Source organism: Rhodococcus sp. NPDC019647 (genome assembly GCF_044389235.1).
Lineage (GTDB): Bacteria > Actinomycetota > Actinomycetes > Mycobacteriales > Mycobacteriaceae > Rhodococcus_F > Rhodococcus_F oxybenzonivorans.
The window spans coordinates 495,118-512,043 of sequence record NZ_JBIRXS010000002.1; the positions used below are offsets into that span (position 1 = coordinate 495,118).

Annotated in this window: 18 protein-coding genes; 10 read left to right on the top strand and 8 right to left on the bottom strand. The window is 66.7% G+C overall.

Translation table 11 applies throughout. The features are described 5' to 3' along the window. Positions 1-31 precede the first annotated feature (31 nt). From ACH49N_RS06965 to ACH49N_RS06980, 4 genes are read left to right on the top strand one after another with little or no spacing between them, the layout of a single operon-like run. Entirely contained in the window at positions 32-784 is a 753-nt protein-coding gene (locus ACH49N_RS06965; RefSeq protein ID WP_358271277.1) for an SDR family oxidoreductase, read from the top strand. Further along, positions 781-1,653 (top strand): NAD(P)-dependent oxidoreductase, encoded by an 873-nt coding sequence (locus tag ACH49N_RS06970; protein ID WP_358271279.1) that lies wholly within the window; start codon positions 781-783, stop codon positions 1,651-1,653. The genes ACH49N_RS06965 and ACH49N_RS06970 overlap by 4 nt, the downstream gene beginning before the upstream one ends. Then, positions 1,650-2,042, top strand: coding sequence for a carboxymuconolactone decarboxylase family protein (locus tag ACH49N_RS06975; protein ID WP_358271281.1), 393 nt, complete (start codon positions 1,650-1,652; stop codon positions 2,040-2,042). Before ACH49N_RS06970 ends, ACH49N_RS06975 begins: the two co-directional genes overlap by 4 nt. Beyond that, the gene (locus ACH49N_RS06980; protein WP_358271283.1) at positions 2,039-2,701 is read left to right on the top strand and encodes a class I SAM-dependent methyltransferase; all 663 of its coding nucleotides are present in this window, start codon (positions 2,039-2,041) and stop codon (positions 2,699-2,701) included. Before ACH49N_RS06975 ends, ACH49N_RS06980 begins: the two co-directional genes overlap by 4 nt. Here the strand turns inward: ACH49N_RS06980 and ACH49N_RS06985 are convergent. The 6 genes from ACH49N_RS06985 to ACH49N_RS07010 all read right to left on the bottom strand — a co-directional run bounded on the left by ACH49N_RS06985 (position 2,677) and on the right by ACH49N_RS07010 (position 8,603). Next, positions 2,677-3,765 (bottom strand): prenyltransferase, encoded by a 1,089-nt coding sequence (locus ACH49N_RS06985; protein ID WP_358271285.1) that lies wholly within the window; start codon positions 3,763-3,765, stop codon positions 2,677-2,679. The two genes, ACH49N_RS06980 and ACH49N_RS06985, sit on opposite strands and share 25 nt — an antisense overlap. Beyond that, positions 3,762-4,502 (bottom strand): class I SAM-dependent methyltransferase, encoded by a 741-nt coding sequence (locus ACH49N_RS06990; protein ID WP_358271287.1) that lies wholly within the window; start codon positions 4,500-4,502, stop codon positions 3,762-3,764. Before ACH49N_RS06990 ends, ACH49N_RS06985 begins: the two co-directional genes overlap by 4 nt. Further along, positions 4,496-5,743, bottom strand: coding sequence for a glycosyltransferase family 4 protein (locus ACH49N_RS06995; protein ID WP_358271289.1), 1,248 nt, complete (start codon positions 5,741-5,743; stop codon positions 4,496-4,498). The genes ACH49N_RS06990 and ACH49N_RS06995 overlap by 7 nt, the downstream gene beginning before the upstream one ends. Positions 5,744-5,830: 87 nt before the next feature. Beyond that, a complete protein-coding gene (locus tag ACH49N_RS07000; protein ID WP_159919245.1) occupies positions 5,831-6,694 on the bottom strand; it encodes an LLM class F420-dependent oxidoreductase in 864 nt (287 codons plus the stop codon). 158 nt (positions 6,695-6,852) lie between these two features. Further along, a complete protein-coding gene (locus tag ACH49N_RS07005; protein ID WP_358271291.1) occupies positions 6,853-7,767 on the bottom strand; it encodes an SDR family oxidoreductase in 915 nt (304 codons plus the stop codon). Beyond that, positions 7,764-8,603 carry an SDR family oxidoreductase gene (locus ACH49N_RS07010; protein WP_358271293.1) on the bottom strand — a complete coding sequence of 280 codons (840 nt, stop codon included), beginning with the start codon at positions 8,601-8,603 and terminating at the stop codon, positions 7,764-7,766. Before ACH49N_RS07010 ends, ACH49N_RS07005 begins: the two co-directional genes overlap by 4 nt. Positions 8,604-8,665: 62 nt before the next feature. Between ACH49N_RS07010 and echA20 the strand changes: the two genes are divergently transcribed. From echA20 to ipdC, 4 genes are read left to right on the top strand one after another with little or no spacing between them, the layout of a single operon-like run. Continuing rightward, positions 8,666-9,442: a (7aS)-7a-methyl-1,5-dioxo-2,3,5,6,7,7a-hexahydro-1H-indene-carboxyl-CoA hydrolase gene (gene echA20, locus ACH49N_RS07015; protein ID WP_250773099.1), complete on the top strand. Its 777-nt coding sequence runs from the start codon at positions 8,666-8,668 to the stop codon at positions 9,440-9,442. Between the two features lie 3 nt (positions 9,443-9,445). Further along, positions 9,446-10,333, top strand: a complete 888-nt coding sequence (gene ipdA, locus ACH49N_RS07020) for a cholesterol ring-cleaving hydrolase subunit IpdA (RefSeq protein ID WP_250773097.1) — start codon at positions 9,446-9,448, stop codon at positions 10,331-10,333. Beyond that, positions 10,330-11,091, top strand: a complete 762-nt coding sequence (gene ipdB / locus ACH49N_RS07025; protein WP_250773095.1) for a cholesterol ring-cleaving hydrolase subunit IpdB — start codon at positions 10,330-10,332, stop codon at positions 11,089-11,091. Before ipdA ends, ipdB begins: the two co-directional genes overlap by 4 nt. After that, on the top strand, positions 11,088-12,149 hold the full coding sequence (gene ipdC / locus ACH49N_RS07030) for a (3aS,4S,5R,7aS)-5-hydroxy-7a-methyl-1-oxo-octahydro-1H-indene-4-carboxyl-CoA dehydrogenase (protein WP_159919233.1): 1,062 nt from the start codon (positions 11,088-11,090) through the stop codon (positions 12,147-12,149). The genes ipdB and ipdC overlap by 4 nt, the downstream gene beginning before the upstream one ends. Positions 12,150-12,194: 45 nt before the next feature. Here the strand turns inward: ipdC and ACH49N_RS07035 are convergent, their stop codons facing one another. Next, positions 12,195-12,476, bottom strand: coding sequence for a DUF2277 domain-containing protein (locus tag ACH49N_RS07035; RefSeq protein ID WP_358271294.1), 282 nt, complete (start codon positions 12,474-12,476; stop codon positions 12,195-12,197). A 99-nt stretch (positions 12,477-12,575) separates the two neighbouring features. Beyond that, positions 12,576-13,799, bottom strand: a complete 1,224-nt coding sequence (locus ACH49N_RS07040; RefSeq protein ID WP_358271296.1) for a glycosyltransferase family 87 protein — start codon at positions 13,797-13,799, stop codon at positions 12,576-12,578. A 238-nt stretch (positions 13,800-14,037) separates the two neighbouring features. Here ACH49N_RS07040 and hutU point away from each other — a divergent pair, with 238 nt between their 5' ends. Both hutU and hutI read left to right on the top strand, forming a co-directional pair. Continuing rightward, the gene (gene hutU, locus ACH49N_RS07045) at positions 14,038-15,711 is read left to right on the top strand and encodes a urocanate hydratase (protein ID WP_358271297.1); all 1,674 of its coding nucleotides are present in this window, start codon (positions 14,038-14,040) and stop codon (positions 15,709-15,711) included. 9 nt (positions 15,712-15,720) lie between these two features. Then, positions 15,721-16,926 carry an imidazolonepropionase gene (gene hutI / locus ACH49N_RS07050; protein ID WP_358271298.1) on the top strand — a complete coding sequence of 402 codons (1,206 nt, stop codon included), beginning with the start codon at positions 15,721-15,723 and terminating at the stop codon, positions 16,924-16,926.

Sequence of the window (16,926 nt, forward strand, 5' to 3'; positions counted from 1 at the left end):
CACCGCACTCAACTCAGGGAGACAAGACGATATGGGACGGTTCGACGGAAAGACAGCCATCGTCACCGGCGCTGCTCAGGGCATCGGCGAAGGATATGCCCGGGCGCTGGCAGCCGAGGGCGCCAACGTGGTGGTCGCGGATCTCAACGCGGAACTCGGCGAAACCGTGGCAAAACAGATCAGCTCGGACGGCGGGACTGCGGTATTCAAGGATGTCGACGTGTCCGACGAGGAGTCGGCGAAACAACTCGCCGAGTTCACCGTCGAGAAGTTCGGCGGCATCGACTATCTGGTCAACAACGCCGCCATCTACGGGGGCATGAAACTCGACCTCCTCATCACCGTGCCGTGGGACTACTACAAGAAGTTCATGAGCGTGAACTTCGACGGCGCCCTCAACGTGACCCGCGCGGTGTGGCCGCACATGAACAATGGCGGCGGCGGGTCGATCGTCAACCAATCGTCCACGGCGGCTTGGTTGTACTCCGGCTTCTACGGGCTCGCGAAGGTCGGGATCAACGGCCTCACCCAGCAGCTCGCCCATGAGGTGGGTGGCATGAACATTCGGGTCAACGCCATTGCGCCGGGGCCGATCGACACCGAAGCCACCCGCACCGTCACCCCGGGAAATATGGTGGCAGACATGGTCAAGACCCTGCCCCTCAAGCGCATGGGAACACCTGAAGATCTCGTCGGGGCGTGTTTGTTCCTGCTCTCCGACGAGGCGGGCTGGATCACCGGGCAGATCTTCAACGTCGACGGCGGACAGATTTTCCGGGCATGACCACGACCGAGCAGGTATCCGTCGGCTACATCGGCCTCGGCAACATGGGTGCGCCCATGGCGAAGCGGCTGCTGGGCCGCCCCGGCGGACTCATCGTGTGCGACACCCGGCCCGAGGCGCTGGAACCGTTCGGCAAGGCGGGCGCGAAGGTGACGTCGAGTCCGCGGGAGGTCGCCGAGAACGCGGACGTTATCTCTGTGACCGTGCTGAACGACGAACAGGTGCGGGACGTCGTCGTCCAGATGCTGGAGGTGGCCCGGCCGGGCACCGTCGTGGCGGTGCATTCGACGATCAGCGACGTCACTGCCGTCGAATTGGCGCAGTTGTGCGGTGAGCAGGGCGTCGAACTGGTGGACGCCCCCGTGAGCGGCGGCGCACCGGGCGCACACAAAGGCAAGCTCGCCGTGATGGTCGGCGCGAGTGACACGGCGTTCGAGAAGGTGCGGGAGCCGTTCGGGCACTGGGCGGAACTCGTCGTGCACGCGGGCGACGTGGGCGCGGGCACGCGCATGAAGCTCGCCCGCAACCTGCTGCACTTCGTGTCCTTCACGGCCGCCGCAGAGGCGCAGCGACTCGCCGAGGCCGCCGGTCTCGACATCACCGAACTCGGCAAGGTCGTCCGGCACACCGACGTGATCACCGGTGGCGCCGGCGCGATCATGCTCCGCGACACCACCGCCGCCCTCGACGAGAACGACAACTGGTACCCGATCATGTCCCACGTCCGGGACCTCGGCGAGAAGGATCTTCTCCTGGCGATCGGTCTCGGCGAACGACTCGACGTCACCCTGCCGCTCGCCCGGATCGCCCTGACGGGACTGGGACCGGGGCTGGGCGTGGACAGCACAGCGACGAAGGAGCAGCGATGAGTGACGACACCCGCACCCGCGGCCTGGCCATGATGGAGAAGGTCTACGGTTTCGAGATGCAGGACGGGCCCGGTGCGCACTTCGCCGTTACCGCCGACCACCTCTTCGCCGACATCTGGGCGAGGCCCGGGCTCAGCATCCGCGACCGCAGGCTCCTCCTCCTCGGTGCGCTCACCGCGCAAGGACTGGTCGATGTCGCGGAGATCCAGGTGGGCGCCGCCCTGCACAACGAAGAACTCGACGAGGAGCAGTTGCGGGAGATCGCCCTGTTCCTGTGCCACTACGTGGGGTGGCCGTTGGGTACGAAACTCGACGCCATGATCGGTGGGGTGCTACACAAGCGGAAGAAGGCAGCCAGAGCGGCCGCCCCGGATGTAGAGGCCACATGAGCACCGAACACCTGACACGAGACCTTCTCCGACTCGCCGACTCCACGCCCGGGTTCATGCCGGAGGACGAGGGCACCGCCCTCCACGAGGCCGCGATGCACTATCTGACTCCGGGCGGTACCGGCGTCGAGATCGGCACCTACTGCGGCCGCTCCACGATCTACCTCGGGGCGGCCGCGAAAGCCCGAGGCGCTCGGGTGGTCACCATCGACCACCATCACGGCTCCGAGGAACACCAGCCGGGCTGGGAATACCACGAACCGGCCTTCGTCGACCCCCACACCGGTGTGCTCGACACCGTCGGCCGGTTCCGCCACACCATGGCCGACTCGGGGCTCGAAGAATACGTCGTCGGGGTGCTCGGCCGCTCCTCCACGGTGGCAACATTCTGGCGCACCCCCGTCGACTTCGTCTTCATCGACGGCGGACACACCTCGGAGGCCGCGAACGCCGACCTCGAGGGGTGGGCACCCTGGGTCGTCGGCGGCGGTGCACTCGTCATCCACGACGTATTCCCGGACCCCGCGGACGGTGGACGGCCGCCGTTCGAGATCTACGAACGTGCTCTGGCGACAGGTCAATTCAAGGAGACGTCCGTCACCGGGTCACTACGCGTTCTCGAACGGGTTGGCGGTCAGACCGGCGAACCGCTGGCGTGACAGTAGTCGCCGCACCGATCTGCACCGATCGGTAGTCCCACCGGCGCCGCCGCGTCCCGGAAGATCCCGTGTCCGGGCGTGGTGCGGGACAGTGCGTCCGCCGCGAGAATCATCGCTCCACCCGTCCACGTGGTCTGTTCGACCGGCCAGCGTTTGCCGTCGCTGTAGACGAGCCCGGTCCAGTACGACCCGTCGGGATCACGCAGATGCTGCATGGCCGCGAACTGCTCGAGAGCGCGGGTGCGCTCGCCCATCGCGTCGAGGGCCAGCACCAGCTCGCACGTCTCGGCTCCGGTCACCCACGGCCGGTGGTCGACACACCGGATGCCCAGACCTTCGACAACGAAGTCGTCCCACCGCGACTCGATGCGCGCAGCCGCCGCCGCACCCCGCACGGCTCCCCCGAGGATGGGGTAATACCAGTCCATCGAGTATTCGTCTTTGAGCGCGAATGACTCCGGGTGCTGCCGGATCGCGTGGCCGAGCGTGTATTTGGCGAACTCCCACTCCGGTTGGGGGTCGTCGACAAGTCGCGCCAGCAACAACCCGCACAGGAGGCTGTGGTGGATGCTGGAGTTGCCGGTCAGCAGCGCCTCGGGGCATGCTTCGCCGCCGATTCCCCGGGCCCAGAAAATTTCGCCACTCGGTTCCTGCAACTCTACGACGAAGTCGAGTCCTGCCCGCACCGAGGGCCACATGGACACGGCGAAGTCCCGGTTGCCGGTGATCAGGTAGTGATGCCACACTCCGACCGCGAGATACGCGCAGAAGTTGCTGTCGGAGTCGGCATTATGGACCACACCGTCCCGGAACTCCATCGGCCACGAACCGTCGGGCCGCTGAGTGCGGCGCGACCACTCGTACGCGGCCTCCGCCTCCTCGCGCAACCCGGCAGCGCCGAGCGCCATGGCGGATTCGACGTGGTCCCACGGGTCGGTGTGACCACCTGTGAACCACGGCAACGCGCCCGACGATTCCTGGGCCGCAGCGATCGACTTCGCTGTCTGCAGTACCTGGCTCTCCGACAACACGTTCGGCACCGACGGAACGTCGGCCGCTCTCACCGCGGAGCCCTCACCGCGCTCGGCCGGTTCGGCTTCTCCAGATAGAACACCACGCTCTTGCCGACCACGGGGTTGAGTACCTTCTCCGCGGTGCGCGTGAGCCAGGGCGCTTTCATCATGTCCCACACCAGTACCTGGTGGTAGGCCTTGGTGAGGGGATTGTCGTTGTTCTCCACCCCCACCGCGCATTTGAGCCACCAGTACGGTGAATGCAGGGCGTGAGCATGATCGCGGCCCCGCACCTTCAGCCCGGCCGCAGTGAGCTTGCCCGCCAACTCGTCGGCCCGATAGATCCGCACGTGCCCGCCTTCCACTTCGTGGTAGGCGTCGGACAGTGCCCAGCAGACCTTCTCCGGCAACCACCGCGGAACCGTCACTGCTGCAACACCACCGGGCTTGAGGATGCGCACCAACTCGGCGATGGCGCGATCGTCCTCGGGCACGTGCTCGAGAACCTCGGAGATGAGGACAGCGTCGAACGTGCCGTCCTCATAGGGTAGGTTCAGCGCGTCACCCACCTGAATACGCGCGTCGGCTCCCGCGGGCGCCTCCCCCACTTCGGCCATGGCCACGAACATCTTCTCGACGTCGGCCAGCTCGTCGGCGTTCTGGTCGAACGCGATGACGTCGGCCCCGCGCCGATACAGTTCGAACGAGTGCCGTCCGGCTCCCGCACCGATGTCGATCACCTTGTCGCCGGGCTTCACGCCCAGCCGGTCGAAGTCCACGGTCAGCACAGTCGTTCTCCTCCACGGGTCTGCTGGATGGCATCGGCATAAGTCTCCGCGGTCTTCGCCGCCACCGCAGACCAGCTGTAGCGCTCGAGCGCGCGGCGGCGGCCGCCATCGCCCAGCCTGACGCGCCGCTCCGGGTCGTCGAGCAGCGCGCCCAGCACGTCCGCCAGTTCCTGCGGATCGCCGGGCGTCACCAGGACACCGGCTTCTTCCTGAGTTCCCACGACCTCGGGGATGGCACCGGCACGGCTCGCGACGAGCGGCGTTCCGCAGGCCATCGCTTCGACGGCGGGTAGGGAAAAGCCCTCGTACAGGGACGGGACACAGGCGACGTCTGCCGAGGCCAGCAGCGACGCCAATTCGGAGTCGTCGATGCCCGAGACCGTGCGCACCACGTCACCGATGGCGAGTTCGTCGATCAGTTTCTCGGTGACCCCGCCCGCCGCCAGTTTGGCGACGAGAACCAGCTCGACGGTGCGTTCGGTGTGCACCTTCGCAACGGCTTCGAGCAAGGTCGACACACCCTTGAGCGGCATGTCGGCGCTCGCGACACACACGATCCGCCCCGCGACCCGTGCATCGGCGCGCGGCTGGAACACCTCGGTGTCCACGCCGAGCGGAATGGTCCGCAAATGAGCAGCGGGCACGTCGAACTCCGCGCTGATGTCGTCGGCCGAAGACTGCGACACCGTCACCAGCGCGGGAATCCGGCGTGCCACGCGCTTCTGCATGCTCAGGAAGCCGTACCAGCGCCGGACTGTGACCTTGCGCCACCACTTGGCGGCCGCCAGGTCGAGCGCGCGGTCGCGGGTGATCGGATGGTGAATGGTCGCGACGACGGGCAGGCCGGCCTTCTGTAGCTGGAGCAACCCGTAGCCGAGGCACTGATTGTCGTGCACGACGTCGAACTCGTCGGCGCGCTCGCGCAGCAGTCGCGCCGCACGCAAGCTGAATGTGAGCGGCTCCGGAAAGCCGGCCGTCCACATGGTGGCTACTTCCAGCACATCGATGCTGTCGCGGAACTCCCGCGGGTGCGGCGTTCTGAACGGATCGGGCTCGCGGTAGAGGTCGAGACTCGGGACCTTCGTGAGGGTGACCCGGGGGTCGACATCCGGGTACGGCTGACCCGAGAACACCTCTACCTGGTGTCCGAGTTCGACCAGTTCACGGCTGAGATGACGGACGTACACACCTTGCCCACCGCAGTGGGGCTTACTTCGATACGACAGGAGTGCGATGCGCACGGACTCCGACCTCTCCTCGAGCAGCAGACGGCAATACTAGAACACGTTCTCACACTTGAGTGTCCTCGTCCTATCCAACCGCACTACTCAGCGAAGCGCCGCCGACTCGCGCAAACCTTCGATCTTTCCGGCGAGTCGCCCGAGGTACGCGAGTACCTCCTCCTCGCTACGATCCGGAACTCCGTACACGACCTCACTGACGCCGAGGTCTCGCCACCGGTGCAATTTGTCGACATCCGGCTTCCCGTCGAGCACCACGATCCGCGGTTCGCCCGCCCTGCCCGCCTCACGCCACATTCGCTGAAGCGACCGGACACGATCGTCGATGTCCTGCTCGATCGGTGTGGTCATCCAGCCGTCAGCCGAACGCACGATCCACTTGAAGTTCTTCTCGTTGCCGGCCGCACCGACGACGACCGGAGGCACACGCGTCGGCTTGGGCCACGCCCAGCTCGGCCCGAAGGTGACGAACTCGCCGTCGTAGGAGGCTTCCTCCTGCGTCCACAGGGCGCGCATGGCCTCGAGGTACTCGCGCAGCATCGTGCGACGGCGGCCCGGCGGAACATGATGATCGGAAAGTTCATCCAGATTCCAGCCGTATCCGACACCGAGGACGACGCGGCCGCCGCTCAAATGGTCGAGCGAGGCGATCGTCTTGGCAAGGGTGATGGGGTCGTGCTCGACAGGCAGAGCCACCGAAGTCCCGAGCTCGATACGCTGGGTCACCGCGGCTGCCGACGCGAGCGCGACCCAGGGGTCCAGCGTGCGCATGTAGCGATCGTCCGGAAGCGAGGCGTCGCCCGTCTGCGGATGTGCCGCATCACGTTTGACCGGAATGTGCGTGTGCTCGGGCACGTAGAACGAGTCGAATCCATTGGCCTCGGCCCCCCGCGCGGCTGAGGCCGGTCCGATTCCGCGGTCACTGGTGAACAACGTAATACCGAACTTCACGAAATCTCCTAAGCCGGGAGGCATTTCCTTCTTGGAGAGTAACTTTTGGACACCTGTTTAGCAAGGTGTCCAAACAGTGTTCCGATCCGAGCGGCATCGGAACGAACGGGACGCTCGTCGGGTCTATCGCAACGAGCGTCCCGTTCGCACATCACGGATCAGGCGCCGTAGACCGGGACCGGGGTTTCGGCCTTGGCAAGCAGGTCCGCGACGACGGGGCCGATTTCCTTCGGCTCCCACCGCGCGCCCTTGTCCTGGGTGGGACCGTGACGCCATCCCTCGGCGACGGTGATCTTGCCGCCCTCGACCTCGAAGACACGTCCGGTGACGTCCTTGGACTCGGTGCTGCCCAGCCACACCACCAGTGGGGAGACATTCTCCGGGGCCATCGCATCGAACCCGTCCTCGGGCGCCGCCATCGCCTCGGCCATGGCCCCGCCGGCGCCGATGGTCATCCGGGTCCGGGCGGACGGGGCGATGGCATTGACGGTGACGCCGTAGTTCTTCAGTTCCGCCGCCGCCTGAATGGTCAGCTCCGCGATAGCCGCCTTCGCCGCCGCGTAGTTGCCCTGCCCGATCGAACCCTGCAGTCCGGCACCGGAACTGGTGTTGATGATCCGGGCGTCCACGGCACGGCCTGCTTTCGCCTCACCGCGCCAATACGCGGCCGCGTGCCGCAGGGTGGCGAAATGACCTTTGAGGTGCACCCGCACCACGGCGTCCCATTCCTGCTCGCTCATCCCGACGAGCATGCGGTCGCGCAGGAAGCCGGCATTGTTCACCAGCACGTCGAGGCGGCCGAAGTGCTCCAGTGCAGCCTTGATCAGATTCTCCGCCCCGGCCCAGTCCGCGACATCGTCACCGTTGACGACGGCCTCGCCGCCGGCGGCCACAATCTCTGCGACGACCTGCTCGGCGGGACTCTCTCCCGTCGCCGAGCCGTCAAGTCCGGCGCCGATGTCGTTGACCACTACCTTGGCACCTTCCGCGGCGAAGGCCAGCGCGTGTGCGCGTCCGATACCGCGGCCCGCGCCCGTCACGATGACGACGCGACCGTCGACCAGTCCACTCATATTCTCTCCTCATTGATATTCGCCGCTGCTCGCGGGGGGTTGATATTCGCCGCCACTCCGGCGGGATCGGGGTCTGCTGCTGACAGGAAGGCCGGGCGCTCGCCGCCGCCGTGCACGGTCAAGGTCGATCCGCTGACGTAGGCGGCCAGTGGTGAGGCCAGGAACACCGCACAGTTGCCGACATCCTCGGGGCAGGCCATGCGGCCGAGCGGGATCGTCTCCGCGACAGCCGCGAGCCCCGACTCACCGCCGTAGTGCAGATGTGCCTGCTCGGTGCGGACCATCCCGACGACGATCGAATTGACCCGCACCTTCGGCGCCCACTCCACCGCCAGACTGCGGCCGAGGTGATCGACACCAGCCTTGGCCGCCCCATAGGCAGCCGTACCGGGTGAGGGCCGTGAACCGCTGACGCTCGAGATGTTGACGATCGCGCCGCCTGAATCCTGGTTCTGCATCACCGCGTTGGCCACCTGCGACACCAGCAAGGGCGCGAGCAGGTTCAGTTCGACGATCTTGGAGTGGTACTTCGGGCTGGCCTCCGCGGCGAGTGCGTAGGGCGCACCTCCCGCATTGTTGACCAGAACGTCGAGGCGGCCGTGCCGTTCGACGATCCGATCGACCATGCCCTGTACCTGCTCCGGGTCGCGGATGTCGCAGGCGATGAACTCCGCGACGCGACCGTCCGCTTTGACCGGGCCGTCCGCCGGCCTCCGCGCACAGGTCACGACCGTGGCGCCCGCGCGCAGGAAGGTGCGGCTGATGCCTGCACCTACTCCGCGAACGCCGCCGGTCACGAGCACCACCGTTCTGTCCATAGTGAAACGCGTTTCCATCGTGCTACCCTACCAAGCAATTGCTTGGTGCAGTAGCGAGGCCGCTCAAATGGAGGAAACACATGGGAATCCGGACTGACGACGAGCCCGGGGGCATCACGACGGTGACGGTCGACTACCCGCCCGTAAACGCCATCCCGTCGCAAGGCTGGTTCGAACTGGCCGACGCGGTACTGGCTGCGGGCCGCAACCCGAACACACACGTGGTGATCCTGCGAGCCGAGGGCCGCGGATTCAACGCCGGCGTCGACATCAAGGAGATGCAGGCCACCGACGGCTACGACGCCCTCGTCGACGCCAATCGCGGGTGCGCTGCCGCGTTCGCCGCCGTCTACGACTGCGCCGTTCCCGTGGTGGTCGCCGTCAACGGGTTCTGCGTCGGTGGGGGCGTCGGCCTGGTCGGCAACGCCGACGTGATCGTCGCCTCGGACGACGCCGTCTTCGGACTGCCGGAGGTCGATCGCGGTGCACTCGGCGCCGCGACACACCTGGCGCGTCTCGTCCCGCAACACATGATGCGCACCCTGTACTACACGGCCCAGAACGTGACGGCACAACAACTGCAGCACTTCGGCTCGGTCTACGAGGTGGTACCGCGCGAGAAACTCGACGCCGCCGCCCGCGACATCGCCGGCAAGATCGCCGCCAAGGACACCCGCGTGATCCGATGCGCCAAGGAGGCGATCAACGGGATCGACCCCGTCGACGTGAAGACCAGTTACCGACTCGAACAGGGCTACACCTTCGAACTCAACCTGGTGGGGGTCTCCGACGAACATCGAGACGAGTTCGTCGAGACCGGTAAGCCCCGCTCCAACTCGAACAACAGGGAAGGCTGATACATGGCCACCAAGCGTGACAAGCGAATGTCGCTCGACGACGTCGTCGGCGAACTGCGCAGCGGAATGACCATCGGCATCGGTGGCTGGGGTTCTCGGCGCAAGCCGATGGCTCTGGTGCGCGCGTTGCTTCGCTCGGATATCACCGACCTCACCGTCGTCACCTACGGCGGCCCCGACCTCGGCCTGCTGTGCTCGGCGGGCAAGGTGAAGAAGGCGTACTACGGATTCGTCTCACTCGACTCGGCACCGTTTTACGACCCCTGGTTCGCGAAGGCCCGCACGGGCGGCGAGATCGAGGTCCGGGAAATGGACGAGGGCATGGTCAAGTGTGGCCTCGAAGCCGCGGCGGCACGGTTGCCGTTTCTGCCGATCCGCGCGGGTCTCGGTTCCGATGTCCGCGCCTTCTGGGGCGACGAATTACGCACCGTCACCTCCCCCTACCCCGACGCCTCGGGCAAATCCGAGACACTCATCGCGATGCCCGCACTGAATCTCGATGCGGCGCTCGTACATCTGAATCTCGGCGACAAGCACGGCAACGCCGCATACACCGGTGTCGATCCCTACTTCGACGACCTGTACTGCGCCGCGGCGGAGAAGCGGTTCGTCTCCGTCGAGCGAGTGGTGGAAACCGAGGAACTGGTGAAAACCGTTCCCTTGCAGAACCTCATCCTCAACCGCATGATGGTCGACGGCGTCGTCGAGGCACCCAACGGTGCGCACTTCACGCTCGCCGGCGACAGCTACGGGCGCGACGAGAAGTTCCAGCGGCACTACGCCGAATCGGCGAAAACTCCGGAGTCGTGGCAGAAGTTCGTCGACACCTATCTCTCGGGCAGCGAGGACGACTACCAGGCCGCCGTGAAGAAGTTTGGAGAACACGCATGAGCGAGACGATCACCGAAGTGACTCGCGCAGAATACTGCGCCATCGCCTGCGCCGAAATTTTCTCCGGTGCAGGAGAGATCATGGCCAGCCCCATGGCGACGCTGCCACTGATCGGGGCCCGGCTCGCCCGGCTCACCACCGAACCCGACCTGCTCATCACCGACGGTGAAGCCCTGATCTTCGCCGACACCCCGGCTGTCGGCGCCAAGGCCCCGATCGAGGGGTGGATGCCGTTCCGGAAGGTGTTCGACGTCGTCGCATCCGGACGACGCCACGTCGTCATGGGCGCCAACCAGATCGACCGGCACGGCAACCAGAACCTGTCGGCGTTCGGTCCGCTGCAACACCCCACGCGCCAGATGTTCGGTGTCCGCGGTGCACCCGGCAACACCATCAACCACCCCACGAGCTACTGGGTGGGCAAGCATTCGTCCCGGGTGTTCTGCGACAAGGTCGACATCGTGTCCGGAGTGGGCTACGACCAGGTCGATCCCGAGAACCCGGCGTTCCGCTTCCTGCACCTGCACCGCGTGGTGAGCAATCTCGGCGTATTCGATTTCGGCGGACCCGGCCACACGTTCCGCGCGCTGAGCCTCCACCCGGGCGTCACCGCCGACCAGGTTGCGGAGAACACGTCGTTCGAAGTGGCCGGGTTGGACGAGGCCGGAGTGACGCGCGAACCGACCGAAGAAGAACTGCACCTGATCCGCGAGGTCCTCGATCCTCGCAGCCTGCGCGACCGGGAGGTGTCGGCATGAGCGCGCTCCGAACGGCGTTGACGGAACTCGTCGGTGTCGAACACCCGGTGGTCCAAACCGGGATGGGCTGGGTGGCCGGACCGCGGCTCGTTGCCGGTACCGCGAACGCCGGCGGACTCGGAATTCTGGCGTCGGCGACCATGACGTACGAGGAACTCGAGGCGGCCATCGCCAAGACCAAGACCTTGACGGACAAGCCTTTCGGGGTCAATATCCGCGCCGATGCCACCGACGCCCCGCAACGCATCGACCTGCTGATCCGGGAGAAGGTGCGCGTCGCGTCGTTCGCGCTCGCCCCCAAACAGGAACTGATCGCGAAGCTCAAAGCGGCCGGTGTGGTGGTCATACCGTCGATCGGCGCGGCCAAGCACGCGAAAAAGGTGGCGTCGTGGGGCGCCGACGCGGTGATCGTGCAGGGCGGTGAAGGCGGCGGCCACACCGGACCGGTCGCCACCACCCTGCTGCTGCCCTCGGTGCTCGACGCCGTCGACATCCCCGTCGTCGCCGCGGGCGGCTTCTACGACGGCCGCGGGCTGGCTGCGGCGCTGGCCTACGGCGCCGCCGGGGTCGCGATGGGCACCCGCTTCCTCCTTACCCAGGAATCGACCGTGCCCGACTCCGTGAAGCAGGAGTACCTGGCCAAGGGACTGCAGGACACCACGGTGTCGCGGAAGGTCGACGGCATGCCGCACCGGGTCCTCAACACCGAACTGGTCAACAGCCTCGAGCACTCCGGGAATGTGCGCGGACTCGTGGCCGCCGCCCGCAACGCGTCCAAATTCAAGGCGATGACCGGCATGAAGTGGTCGACGCTCGTCAAGGACGGCCTCGCCATGAAGAAGTCCAGCGACCGCACCTGGCAGCAGATCATCATGGCCGCCAACACGCCGATGCTGCTCAAGGCGGGACTCGTCGACGGCAACACCGCCGCCGGTGTCCTGGCGTCGGGTCAGGTGGTGGGGCTACTGGACGATCTGCCCACCTGCAAGGACCTCATCGACGGCATCGTCGCGGATGCCGTCAAACGCATCGACGCCCTGGGCGCACTGCGCTACTGACGCCGGCACGCGGCCCCCTCTGCTCCTGCACGAACCGGGAAGGGATCAGCCGGACGACGCAGCCTTCGCCTCGATCCGCGCCCGGACCTCCGGCCGTCGCAGCGGCGGCACAGTGGGGGGCGGCTGCTTCCGAGGTGGCAGCGCGGCCAGCAGTGTGGTGGTGGCCTCGGTGACGATCGCCACCGCCTCCTCGAAGGGCTCGCGGTTGGCGTCCGACACTTTCTGAATCCCGCTGACCTTACGTACGTATTGACGCGCCGCCGCTTCAATCTCCTCCGCGGTGGCTGCCGGTTCGAGTCCGCGCAGTTCGGTGATGTTTCGGCACATGTTTCGACGATAGCGCGGCCCCCTCGACAGCGGGCGAATGTACCGTTCGACGCATCTGAGGCGCTGAACGGTACATTCGCCCGCCGTCGGTAGGACGTTTCAGGGCCGGGCGGGTTCCAACGCGTCCGCGGAGGCGGGCTCGACCGTGGCGTCTGGGCTGACCGCGGTACGCGACCGCGCCGCCACGACTGCGGCGCAGAGGAGGACCACCCCGGCGAGGCATTGCGAGCTTCCGACGACCTCACGCACGGCCGACTCCACCCAGCCCGACGACGAGGACTGCAGTACGTAATTCGGGCCGATCAAGAAGACGAGGGTTGCCGCGCCGACCACCGGCCGCCAGCTGCGGTAGCGAGGCGCGACGAGAATCGGGATGAGAAGGATGCTGTACGCCCAGTGATGCGTGACGGCGAACGGTGCCGCGAGCAGAGACCCCAACGCGACGATGGACAACGCGATCACATGTTCCCCCGACCGGGTGAACCGGTGAGCCGACCACGCGACCGCTGCGACCACCACGACGACGCACGCCATCCACAGGACACTGGCGAGCCGGCCCTCGACTCCCAGCCGGGCGATCAGACCGGTGAGGGCCTGGTTGCGGAAGAAGTCCGGCGGGCCTGCGCGGCCGGTAGCGAAGAATTCGGTGGTCCAGAACCACACCGACGACTGGGGCAGGAGCCAGAAGCCGAGGCCGATGGTCGCGAGGATTGCAGCGAAGGCACGCGCGATGGAGCGGTAATCCCGGCGGACCAGGAGCACCAGGAGAAACGCCGCAGGGGTGATCTTGACTGCCGCCGCCAAACCGATCGCGATGCCACGGAATCGGCGCGGGATCACGCCGGTGCAGTCGGCGACCACCAAAGCCATCAGGATGATGTTGACCTGCCCGAAGCCGAAGTTCGAGCGCATCGGCTCGAGCAGCAGGACCGGACCCAGCGACATCAGTGCGAGAAGGTCCGGACGCCGCATGTCGAGCTTGGCGAACACCACCCGCAGCATCCACCACACGAGCGCGATGTTCAGGGCGCACCACAGCACCTGCAGAACCACCGGGTCGAGTTCTGACATCGGCGCGAAAAGGATGGCCGCGAAAGGCGCATAGATGAATCGGAATCCGGAGCTGCTCGGGAAATCAGCAGAGTAGAGCGGAAGGCCGTTGAGGAATGCGTAGCCGGCGTCCCGGAACACGGAGAGATCCATGAGGTAGCCCGTCGCCGCCTCGTACTCGCGGTAGGCGACCAACGCGAGCGAGAAGACGGCCGCAAGGACCGCGACGGCGTGAAAGCCATATGTCCTGAACTTCGAGTCACTTCGTAACAAGGATCTGTTCTCTCATGATCGGCGTCGTCGTCAATGTCCTACCGTAGCGGTCCGTGACTCAATCGTGACAAAGTAAGGGTGATGGCGCCCGAAATGCCCGCTTCCGGCCACGTACGCGTTCCGCCTCGCTCAGCAGAACCCGTCCCCTGCGTTGCCCAGCGGGAGCACACTGCTTTTAGACCCACACTGCTTCTAGACCCACACTGACTCGAGACCATCGAAAGCTGGAGGGTGGACAGTGACGACGACGCCTTCGACTGCCGGGCCACGACGGGTGTCGGCACCCCGCGGGCCGGAACTCACCACGCTCGGCTGGCCGCAGGAGGCCGCGTTGCGGATGCTCATGAACAACCTCGATCCCGAGGTTGCCGAGCACCCCGACTCCCTCGTCGTCTACGGCGGGACCGGAAAGGCCGCGCGCAGCTGGGACGCCTTCGAGGCGATGGTCAGGACGCTCCGGACCCTGAAGTCGGACGAGACGATGCTGGTGCAGTCCGGGAAACCGGTCGGGGTGTTCCACACGCATGAGTGGGCGCCTCGGGTGCTCCTGGCCAACTCCAACCTGGTGGGTGACTGGGCCAACTGGGAGGAGTTCCGCCGGCTCGAGGCGCTCGGACTGATGATGTACGGCCAGATGACAGCGGGTTCCTGGATCTACATCGGCACGCAGGGCATCCTTCAGGGCACGTACGAGACTTTCGGCGCGGTGGCACGCGCCCGCTTCGGTGGCACGCTCGCGGGAACGATCACCCTGACTGCGGGCCTGGGCGGGATGGGCGGCGCGCAACCGCTCGCGGTCACGATGAACGAGGGCGTCGCGCTCTGCGTCGATTGCGACGTCACCCGCATCGATCGCCGGATCGCGCTCGATTACCTCGACGTCAAGGCCGCAGACATCTCGGAGGCGCTGGCTCTCGCGGTGGAAGCCCGCGACGCGAGGCGTCCGCTGTCCATCGGTCTGGAGGGCAATGCTGCCGAGGTGCTCCCTGAGTTGCTGGCCAGAAAGGCACCGATCGACATCGTCACCGACCAGACCTCCGCGCACGACCCGCTGTCGTACCTGCCGCTCGGAATGGACTTCGGTGACATGAAGAGGATGGCGGAGAAGGACCCGGTGACGTTCACCGAGGACGCCCGGGCGTCGATGGCCCGGCATGTGGCCGCGATGGTGGGGTTTCTCGATCGGGGCGCCGTGGTGTTCGACTACGGCAACTCGATCCGGGACGAGGCGCGCAAGGCCGGTTACGACCGCGCATTCGACTTCCCCGGATTCGTTCCCGCGTATATCCGGCCGCTGTTCGAGGAGGGGCGGGGACCGTTCCGCTGGGCCGCGTTGTCCGGTGATCCCGCGGATATCGCCGCCACCGACTCCGCGATCCTCGATCTCTTCCCCGACAACGAGCACCTGCGCCGGTGGATCACACTGGCCGGGCAGCGAGTGGCCTTTCAGGGCCTGCCCGCCCGCATCTGCTGGCTCGGGTACGGCGAGCGGCACCTCGCGGGTGTGCGGTTCAACGAGATGGTGGCCTCCGGTGAGGTGTCGGCGCCCATCGTGATCGGCCGTGACCACCTCGATTCGGGGTCGGTCGCCTCGCCGTACCGCGAGACCGAAGCGATGGCGGACGGCTCCGACGCCGTCGCCGACTGGCCTTTGCTCAACGCACTGCTCAACACTGCGTCCGGTGCGTCGTGGGTGTCGATCCACCAGGGCGGCGGCGTCGGGATGGGGCGCTCCATCCACGCCGGGCAGGTCTGTGTCGCGGACGGCACCGACCTGGCGACGCAGAAACTGACGAGGGTGCTCACCAACGACCCCGGAACGGGAATCGTCCGGCACGTCGACGCCGGATACGAACACGCCGCCGACATCGCCAGAAAGCGCGGTGTGCGCATACCGATGTCCGAAGGGTGAGGGTGCGTCGTGACGACGAACGCCGCCCGCTCGACGGTCCTCACCAACATCGGCATGCTGGTGACCAACGATCCGGGCGCCGGAGCCGGTCCGCTCGGACTGCTCCGCGACGCGGCCGTCGTCTTCGACGGTGGCACGGTGGCGTGGGTGGGGCCCTCGGGAACCGCCCCGAGCGCTGATGCCGGACACGATCTCGGCGGCCGGGCCGTCCTCCCGGGTTTCGTCGAGAGCCACGCGCACCTCGTCTTCGGCGGCGAACGTGCCGAGGAGTTTGCCGCGCGCATGGCCGGGCACCCCTATGCCGCGGGCGGGATCCGCACCACGATCGAAGCGACACGCTCCGCGACCGACGAAGAACTACAGGCCAATTCGCGTCGTCTCCTCGCCGAAGCGCTGCGGTCGGGCAGCACCACCGTCGAATGCAAGACCGGGTACGGCCAGACGATCGGACACGAACTGCGCTGCACCCGGATCGCGGCGTCGCTCACCGACGAGGTCACGTTGCTCGCCGCGCACGTGCCGCCGCCCGAATACGAAGGGCGCACCGACGACTACGTCACCATGGTGTGCGCGGAGATGATCGACGCGTGTGCAAGCGAGGCGAAGTGGATCGACGCCTTCTGCGAGAGAGGGGCATTCGACCGGGATCAGGCACGCGCGGTCCTCACTACCGGGATGGCGAGAGGCCTGATCCCGCGGGTACACGGAAATCAGCTCGGCCAGGGACCGGGCGTCCAGTTGGCAGTGGAGCTGGGGGCCGCGTCCGTCGATCATGTCTGCTACACCACGCAGTCCGACCTCGACGCCTTGTCCGGCAGTTCCACAGTGGCGACTCTCCTTCCGGCAGCGGACTTCTCGACCCGGAACAAGTACCCCGACGCCCGCGCCCTGATCGACGCCGGGGTGACAGTGGCACTCGGCGCGGACTGCAATCCCGGGACGAGCTACACCACCAGCCTGCCGTTCTGCATCGCCCTCGCAGTACGGGAACTGCACATGACACCGGACGAGGCCGTTTGGGCTGCCACAGCCGGGGGTGCACGGGCACTGCGACGAGACGACGTCGGGGTTTTGCGTCCCGGCGCCCGTGCCGACGCCCTGGCGCTGGATGCACCGTCGTATCTGCATCTCGCCTATCGCCCGGGCGTCCCCCTGATCACCGACGTGTGGCGCCGCGGCGTCCTTGCATACTCGGCCGCCCGGTGCCGGCCGTGA